3 protein-coding genes are annotated in these 1,738 nt (G+C 67.3%); 2 read left to right on the forward strand and 1 reads right to left on the reverse strand.

All coding sequences use genetic code 11. The annotated features are described in order from the left end of the window. Nucleotides 1–40 precede the first annotated feature (40 nt). On the forward strand, nt 41–784 hold the full coding sequence (locus NUV94_07900) for a ZIP family metal transporter (protein ID MCR4392660.1): 744 nt from the start codon (nt 41–43) through the stop codon (nt 782–784). On the opposite strand, the gene NUV94_07905 is transcribed toward NUV94_07900, so the two are convergent. Beyond that, nucleotides 781–1,314, reverse strand: coding sequence for an NYN domain-containing protein (locus NUV94_07905; GenBank protein ID MCR4392661.1), 534 nt, complete (start codon nt 1,312–1,314; stop codon nt 781–783). The genes NUV94_07900 and NUV94_07905 overlap by 4 nt on opposite strands. A gap of 86 nt (nt 1,315–1,400) precedes the next feature. Here NUV94_07905 and NUV94_07910 point away from each other — a divergent pair. Then, on the forward strand, nt 1,401–1,738 hold a 338-nt coding region (locus NUV94_07910), incomplete at its 3' end, for a YjbQ family protein (GenBank protein MCR4392662.1).

The raw sequence follows: 1,738 nt of genomic DNA on the forward strand, positions 1-1,738 counted from the left end.
ACGCGGCTCGGGCGCGGGCGATCCTGGGGAAGGAAGCGGGGTGAGCCCGCTCGCCTTGGGGGCGCTCGCCTCCCTGGCGGCAGGGCTCGCCACCGGGGTCGGGGCCCTCCCGGTGCTCCTCCGCTGCAGACCCTCCCCCAAGCTCACCGACGGGATGCTCGGGTTTGCGGCCGGGGTGATGCTCGCCGCCACGTTCTTCTCCCTCCTCCTCCCGGCGATCGAGGCCGGCGGGCCGTGGCGGGCGGTGGTGGGGCTCCTCCTCGGGGTGGGCCTCCTCATCGCGGCCGACCGGCTGATCCCCCACCTCCACTTCCTCCACGGCCGGGAGGGCCTGGGCAGCCGCCTGGGCAAGGTGTGGCTGTTTGCTTTTGCTGTCACAATCCACAACTTCCCGGAGGGGCTCGCGGTGGGGGTCACGTTCGGGCAAGGGGACATCGGGGCGGCGGTGGCCCTGGCCACGGGGATTGCCCTCCAGAACATGCCCGAGGGGCTGGCCGTGGCCCTGCCCCTGGTCGGCGAGGGCTACTCACGTGGGCGGGCCCTCCTCTACGCGACAATGACCGGATTGGCCGAGCCCCTCGCCGGAGCGCTCGGGGCATTGGCGGTGGTCGAGGCCGCCGGCCTCCTCCCCTATGCGCTGGCGTTCGCGGCCGGGGCGATGCTGTACGTGATCTCCGATGAGATCATCCCCGAGTCCCACCGGCGAGGACACGAGCTCGCCGCCACCGGCGGGCTCATCCTCGGCTTCACGGCGATGATGCTCCTGGACACCCTGCTCGGCTAAGTTCCGCCCGTCGCCGCGGGCTCGTGGTTGAACCGGGGCAGGATGACTCCTGGGACCTCGTCCAGGTTCTGGTAGTGGTCGGAAGCCCGGATCAGCTCCACCGACGTCGATCCACGACCGGGGCCGAGGACGGTCACCCGCTTCCCTTGGCGGCTGAGGAAATCCACCAGGGCCACGAAGTCCGAGTCCCCGGTCACCAGCACCATTTCGTGCACGAGAGGGGCTAAGTTCACCGCCTCCAGCACGAGCTCGGTGTCCATGTTCGCCTTCATGCCCCCATCGGCATGCTCCCGCACCGGCTTGATCAGCACCCGAAACCCCATGAACGACAGGGCGTCCACCAACCTCATCCGGCGCTCATCGTCCCGCCGATAGGGGATGAACGCGAGGAACTTCACCTCGCGTTCATCCAGCCCGTGCTGGTTGAGGATGTATTCCTTGAGCGCATCGTAGCGGACCTCGCTACCCTGCCGCTCGAACGTCTCTTGGATGTTTTGCACATCCACAAGCACTGCTACCCGAAGTTTCATGCCTCCATCACGCTCAGGGGAGAATAGGTATTGGTTCAAAGCGTTCTCACAGCTGAGCCAACGAGAACGAATTCTAGCTTCCCCGGATGAAAATCGCAAGGCGCGCCGCAGCCCGCGGCGGGTTCGCGTATGATCCTGGGCGAAAGGAGGAAGAGATGCTGGAGACGCTCAGGATCAGGACGGAGAAGAGAGAACAGGCGGTGGACGTGACGGAGGACATCCAGCGGGTGGTCGCCGCGTCGCGCATTCGCGAGGGGTTCGTGATCATCTACGTCCCCCACGACGCGGCTGCGGTCAGCATCCACAGGACGCTGGCCGAGGAGGACGCCCCGAAGCTGGACCGGATGCTGGACGCGGTCAACCCCGATCAGGAGGTACCCCAGTACACCAAGGCCGCGTTCGTGGCCCCCACCGAGGTCGGGGT

The sequence above is a fragment of the Candidatus Acetothermia bacterium genome, assembly GCA_024653305.1.
Classification (GTDB): Bacteria; Bipolaricaulota; Bipolaricaulia; order Bipolaricaulales; family Bipolaricaulaceae; genus JACIWI01.

What these genes read in the sequence shown, in the direction of transcription:
- NUV94_07905 (MCR4392661.1), bottom strand. Translation starts at nt 1,314, where the DNA reads ATGAAACTTCGGGTAGCAGTGCTTGTGGATGTGCAAAACATCCAAGAG.